The organism is Microbacterium sp. Bi98 (assembly GCF_918698045.1).
Classification (GTDB): domain Bacteria; phylum Actinomycetota; class Actinomycetes; order Actinomycetales; family Microbacteriaceae; genus Microbacterium.
The window spans coordinates 108,023-114,022 of record NZ_CAKKLK010000010.1; the positions used below are offsets into that span (position 1 = coordinate 108,023).

General features: G+C 67.4%; 6 protein-coding genes. 3 read left to right on the forward strand and 3 right to left on the reverse strand.

The features are described 5' to 3' along the window. Window positions 1–4 precede the first annotated feature (4 nt). Genes LQZ85_RS14420 through LQZ85_RS14430 form a run of 3 tightly spaced genes read left to right on the forward strand, consistent with a single transcriptional unit; the run spans window position 5 to window position 3,589 of the window. Window positions 5–1,507, forward strand: coding sequence for a sugar ABC transporter ATP-binding protein (locus LQZ85_RS14420; RefSeq protein ID WP_056280538.1), 1,503 nt, complete (start codon window positions 5–7; stop codon window positions 1,505–1,507). After that, a complete protein-coding gene (locus LQZ85_RS14425) occupies window positions 1,507–2,541 on the forward strand; it encodes an ABC transporter permease (protein WP_171821947.1) in 1,035 nt (344 codons plus the stop codon). Before LQZ85_RS14420 ends, LQZ85_RS14425 begins: the two co-directional genes overlap by 1 nt. Window positions 2,542–2,590: 49 nt before the next feature. Next, window positions 2,591–3,589: an ABC transporter substrate-binding protein gene (locus tag LQZ85_RS14430; protein WP_056280540.1), complete on the forward strand. Its 999-nt coding sequence runs from the start codon at window positions 2,591–2,593 to the stop codon at window positions 3,587–3,589. Window positions 3,590–3,670: 81 nt separating this feature from the next. Here the strand turns inward: LQZ85_RS14430 and LQZ85_RS14435 are convergent, their stop codons facing one another. The 3 genes from LQZ85_RS14435 to LQZ85_RS14445 form a co-directional block, all read right to left on the reverse strand. Next, on the reverse strand, window positions 3,671–3,967 hold the full coding sequence (locus LQZ85_RS14435) for a putative quinol monooxygenase (RefSeq protein WP_056280542.1): 297 nt from the start codon (window positions 3,965–3,967) through the stop codon (window positions 3,671–3,673). A gap of 72 nt (window positions 3,968–4,039) precedes the next feature. After that, window positions 4,040–5,008 (reverse strand): aryldialkylphosphatase, encoded by a 969-nt coding sequence (locus tag LQZ85_RS14440; protein ID WP_056280544.1) that lies wholly within the window; start codon window positions 5,006–5,008, stop codon window positions 4,040–4,042. Next, window positions 5,008–5,961: a hypothetical protein gene (locus LQZ85_RS14445; RefSeq protein ID WP_056280548.1), complete on the reverse strand. Its 954-nt coding sequence runs from the start codon at window positions 5,959–5,961 to the stop codon at window positions 5,008–5,010. Before LQZ85_RS14445 ends, LQZ85_RS14440 begins: the two co-directional genes overlap by 1 nt. Between the last annotated feature and the right edge of the window lie 39 nt (window positions 5,962–6,000).

Genomic DNA, 6,000 nt, shown 5'->3' on the forward strand with positions numbered 1-6,000 from the left:
GCACATGAGTGACCCCATTCTCAGAGTCGACGGGATCAGCAAGGGATTCCCCGGTGTGCAGGCTCTCAAGGATGTGCACCTCGAGGTGCGAGCCGGCGAGGTGCTGGTGCTCGTGGGCGAGAACGGCGCCGGCAAGTCGACCCTGATGAAGATCCTCTCGGGGATCTACACCAAGGACGAGGGCACCATCACGTTCGAGGGCCAGGAGGTCGAACTCACCAGCCCGCTGCAGGCGCAGCAGCTCGGCATCACGATCATCCACCAGGAACTCAACCTGATGCCCGATCTCACCGTGGCGCAGAACATCTTCGTGGGTCGCGAGCCCACCACCGGCCCCTTCCTGTCGGAGCGCAAGCTCAACGCGCAGACGGCCGAACTGCTGCAGCGCCTCGGCATCAGGGTCAACCCGCGACAGCTCGTCGGCGAGCTGACCGTGGCCGAGCAGCAGATGGTCGAGATCGCCAAGGCGCTCTCGTTCAACGCCAAGGTGCTCATCATGGACGAGCCCACCTCGGCGCTCACCGACTCCGAGACCGAGACCCTGTTCCTGCTGATCGAGCAGCTGCGCGCCTCGGGGACCGGCATCGTCTACATCTCGCACCGCATGGACGAGCTGCGGCGTCTCGCCGACCGGGTCACGGTGCTCCGTGACGGCACATACATCGGATCACTGGAGAAGTCAGAGGTCAGCGTCCCGAAGATCATCGAGATGATGGTCGGCCGCGTGATCGACGAGGGAACCCGTCCGCAGGCCCGCGATCACATCAACGACCCGATCGTGCTCGACGTGCAGGGACTCTCGACCAAGAACCTCCTCAAGGACGTCTCGTTCCAGCTGCACAAGGGCGAGATCCTGGGCTTCGCCGGACTCATGGGCGCCGGGCGCACCGAGACTGCGCGGGCCATCATCGGTGCCGACCACCGCGACGGCGGCACGATCGCGATCGGCGGCGACCCGGTGCGAATCGGACAGCCGGCGGATGCGGTCAAGCACGGCCTCGGCTACCTCTCGGAGGACCGCAAGCTGCTGGGCCTGATGCTCGAGCAGGACGTGACCTTCAACACCGTGCTCGCCTCGCTCGGGTCGTACGCCAACGGCATCGGCTGGATGGGCGACGCGAAGGCGAAGAACCGCACCAAGGAGTACGTGCAGCAGCTGCGGGTCAAGACGCCCTCGGTGAACCAGGTCGTGAAGCTGCTCTCGGGAGGGAACCAGCAGAAGGTCGTCATCGCCCGGTGGCTGATGCGCGACTGCGACATCCTCATCTTCGACGAGCCGACCCGAGGGATCGACGTCGGCGCGAAGGAGGAGATCTACCGCCTCATGCAGCAGCTCGCTGACCAGGGCAAATCCATCATCGTCATCTCATCGGAGCTCCCCGAGATCCTCCGCGTCGCGAACCGCATCGCGGTCTTCGCGAACGGTCGGATCACCGGGACGCTCCGCAACGAGGAAGCCAGCCAGGAGAAGATCATGCAACTCGCAGCCCACGGGGAGGAAGACTGATGAGCACCCCACAGCAGTCCGGATCGTCGACGACGACGATCATCCAGACGGCGGTCGATGAGAACACCGACAAGCGCGACTTCGGCGGGTTCCTCCGTCGCCAGCTGCAGCAGTCGCTCGCCTTCGGCACGCTGATCGTCCTGGTGATCTTCTTCTCGATCGCCAGCCCGAACTTCTTCACCTTCAGCAACATCGCCACGGTGCTGCTGTCGACGGCGGTCATCGGCATCCTCGCCCTCGGCACGACCTTCGTCATCATCACCGGCGGCATCGATCTCTCGATCGGCACCGGTATGGCGCTGTGCGCCGTGATGACGGGTGTCTTCGTCACCAACATGGGACTCCCCGTCTGGGTCGGCGTGATCGGCGGTGTGCTCACGGGTGTCCTCATGGGACTCGTGAACGGCATCAACATCACGTTCCTCCGGCTGCCGCCCTTCATCGCGACCCTCGCGATGATGATGATCGCCGGCGGACTCGCCCTCGTCATCTCGAACGTCTCGCCGATCTACTTCTCGACCTCGGCCCCCGACTTCAAGAAGATCGCGCTCGGCGTGATCATCCCCGGCATCCCGAACGCCGTGCTGATCACCGCCGTGGCCGCGATCATCGCGTGGCTCGTACTGTCGAAGACGCTCCTCGGCCGCTACACCTTCGCGATCGGCTCGAACGAGGAGGCCACCCGGCTGTCGGGTGTGAACACCCGCCGCTGGACGATCCTCATCTACATGTTCGCGGGCGCCTTCACCGGCATCGCGGGCATCGTGATCGCGGCCCGTCTCGACTCGGCGCAGCCGCAGATCGGCACCGGCTACGAGCTGCAGGCGATCGCCGCCGTCATCATCGGCGGAACGTCGCTGCTCGGCGGACGAGGCTCGATCCTCGGCACCGTGATCGGTGCGCTCATCATGAGCGTGCTCGTCAACGGCCTGCGCATCATGTCGATCCAGTCGGAGTGGCAGAACATCGTCGTCGGCATCGTCGTGCTGCTGGCCGTCTTCCTCGACTCGCTGCGCAACCGCCAGCGCACCTGACCCACAGATCTACACCCCCCACCACCACACAGAGAACAATGGAGTTTCCATGAAATTCGGCAAGAAGACCGCATTCGCGGCACTCGTGGCCGCATCCGCCCTCGTCTTCGCGGGTTGCGCAGGCGGCGGTGACGTCATCGAAGAAGGCAGCGGCGACGGAGGCAGCGGCGACGGCGAGATGTACATCGCGCTCGTCTCGAAGGGCTTCCAGCACCAGTTCTGGCAGGCCGTCAAGACCGGTGCTCAGGAGAAGGCGGACGAGCTCGGCGTGAAGATCACGTTCGAGGGCCCGGCCGCCGAGACCGAGATCGCCCAGCAGCTCGAGATGCTCACCACCGCGATCGACAAGAACCCGGATGCCATCGCCTACGCCGCCCTCGACCCCGAGGCGTGCGTCGCCCCGCTCGAGCAGGCGAAGGCCAAGGACATCCCCGTCGTGTACTTCGACGCTCCGTGCGACGGCGACGTCGGACTCAGCCTGTCGGCGACCGACAGCAAGGTCGCCGGTGCGCTCGCCGCAGAGCACATGGCCGAGCTGATCGGCGGCGAGGGCGAAGTCGCCATCGTCGGCCACTCGAACATCAACTCGACCGGTGTCGAGCGTCGTGACGGATTCGTCGAGAAGATCGAGGCGGACTTCCCCGACATCAAGATCGTCGACATCCAGTACGGTGACGGCGACCACCTGAAGTCGGCTGACATCGCGAAGACGCTGATCGCCGCTCACCCCGACCTCAAGGGCATCTACGGCACCAACGAGGGCTCGGCCATCGGCGTCGTGAACGCCGTGAACGAGCTCGGCCTCGAGAAGGGCAAGATCACGATCGTCGGCTTCGACTCGGGAGCTGCCCAGATCAACGCGATCAAGGACGGCACGATGGCCGGCGCCATCACGCAGGACCCGATCGGCATCGGCGCGCAGGTCGTCCAGGCGGCGTACGACGCGGCCAACGGCGAGGATGTCGAGGAGTTCTACGACACGGGTTCGTACTGGTACGACAGCACGAACCTCGAGGACGAGGACATCGCAGCGGTCCTCTACGAGTGACCCGCTGAGAAAGAAGCCCCTCACCTTCGGGTGGGGGGCTTCTTGCGTGCCGGGGGTGCGGGGGGCGCGTGGCGGGGTGCGTCAGATGCGTCGGAGGAAGGTCAGCACGGATGCCGGCTCGACGATCAGCTGCTGCAGCGCCTCATTGAACGGGACGCCGGCCGGGGCCGAGATGTGCGCCTGGAAGGCCGCCTCGTCGCGGTAGACCTCGTAGACGAAGAAGCGGTCGGGGTCGTCGACGAGCCGCGTCGCATCGAACACGACGTTGCCCTCTTCGGCGCGCACCACCGCGGCGAAGTCGCGCAGCAGCGCCGCGACCTCGTCGCCCTTGTCGGGGCGTGCGGTGAACACGGCATGCAGGATGGTCGGCTCGGTCATGCGGACTCCTCGGGTGTGGGCTGGCGGGGTGGGACGGTGCGGTCAGGCAGCGGTGTGGTCAGGCTGACAGGGTCAGGTCGACAGGGTGAGCAGGCGCGCGGGGTTGGCGACCAGCATCCGCTCGACCACGTCGTCGCCCACCGCGGAGCGCAGCCGCGGCAGGTAGCGCTCGCCGAGATAGGCGAGACCCGGCATGCCGCCGTACGCGAGGTAGCGGGTGCGGCGGGCGACATCGCCGCCGAGCAGGATGCGGTCTCTGCATCCGAGGGCGACGGCCTTCTCGGTCAGGGCGAGCAGCTCGGCATCCGACCTCGTGCGCGGACGCGCGAATCCGTCGTAGCCCAGGTAGGCACCGCGCTCGGCGAGCGACGCGTGCAGCCCGGCATCCGGATCGCGGTCGGCATGCGCGAGCACGACGCGATCGGATGCCACGCCTTCGCCCTCGAGCAGATCGAGGACCTCGTGCGCGGCGGTGCAGAACTCCAGGTGCACCATGACCGGCGCGCCGGTCGCTCGGTGCGCCGCTGCGACCGCGAGCAGGGTCGTGTGCTCGAAGGCGGTGATGCTCCAGTAGCCGACGCCGGCTTTCAGCATCCCGGCGCGTACCGGCGATCCCTCGGGCGCAGCCGCCCGGGGCACGTCGGGGGTCTCGAACACCAGCGCATCGTCGACGAGCATCCCGCGCATCACCTCGGCGATGAAAAGCTCGGCCAGGCGCTCGACATCCCACACCTGCATCGGATGGTCCTCGCCGTAGTGCGCCTCGCGGTGGCGCCCTGTCGTGGCGACGATGTGCAGTCCGGTGCCGGCGCTGATGCGTGCGACCCCCTCGGGATCGCGCCCGAGCCCGAACGGCGTCGCATCGACCATCGCCGCGAAGCCGCTGGCCCGCAGCAGGGCGGCCTCCTGGCCGGAGAGCTCCTCATCGTCGAGCTCATCGCCGACCAGCAGCGGCGAGATCTGGAACAGGTGCTCGTGATAGTCCGTCGCCCCGAGCCGCGTCGGGTCGATGTCGCCGAGCACGGTCCGCACGACGGGCATCAGCGCACCGATTCGGCGGCCTGGGCGAGCCGCTCGACGATCTCGGGCGTGAGGTCGATCTCGAACACGTCGGCGACGACCTGCGACCACCCGTGGATGAAGTAGCGCCAGCCGTCGACCACGTGCAGACCGCGCGCGCCCTCCTGTGCACGCGCCTGATGCAGGAACTCGAGCGAGCCGCGGTAGTTGAACTCCCACACCCACGCGTCCTCGGGGAACGCGACGTCGTCGGGCAGCGGCGAGCCCGGGCGGTCCTTGCCGAGGCCGGTGGCGTTCACGATCAGCGAGCCCGCGGGAGCGCCTGCGACGATGGCCGCGGCATCCTGCACCGTGTCGGTGCGCACGTACGTGATCAGCCCGTCGGGGGTGCCGTGCTGGCGGTGCACCTCGCGCAGGTGGTCGAGCTTGTCGTCGTCGCGAGCGGTCACGGTGATCTTCGCCGGAGCATCCGCCCTCTCCGCCAGCGCCCAGCTGAGCGCGGTGCCCGAGCCGCCGGCGCCGAGGATCACGACCTCCGCCCCGGTGCGGGCGAAGTGGTCGGCCGGCAGGAAGTCGTCGAGTGCGAGATCGACGGTGAGGGGGTCTTTGGCGCGGCCGATCAGGCGGTCGCCCCGCTTCGAGATGCTCGAGATCTCGGAGCACGAGACGGCGAACGGGTCGAGCTCGTCGAACAGGTCGGATGCCGCGGCGAACACGTTCATCTTGTGGGTCGTGACCAGTGCGCCCCGGTGCTGCGGGTCGTCGCGGATCTGCTCGACCATGGCGACGTACTGCTCGGGAGTCGCATCCATCGGAAGGTCGTGTCCGATGAGGTTCTCGGTGGGGAGGCCCAGCACCTCGGCCCACTTCGGGAACACCTTCATGATCGACGACGAGCCGGTGCTCACGCCGACGAAGCCCATGTAGCCGCCGGTCGTGGTCGCGGTGGTCGCGGTGTTCTCGGTGATGGTCATCGCTGGGTCCTTCAGGGTCGGGGGGAGACGGGGTGGGCG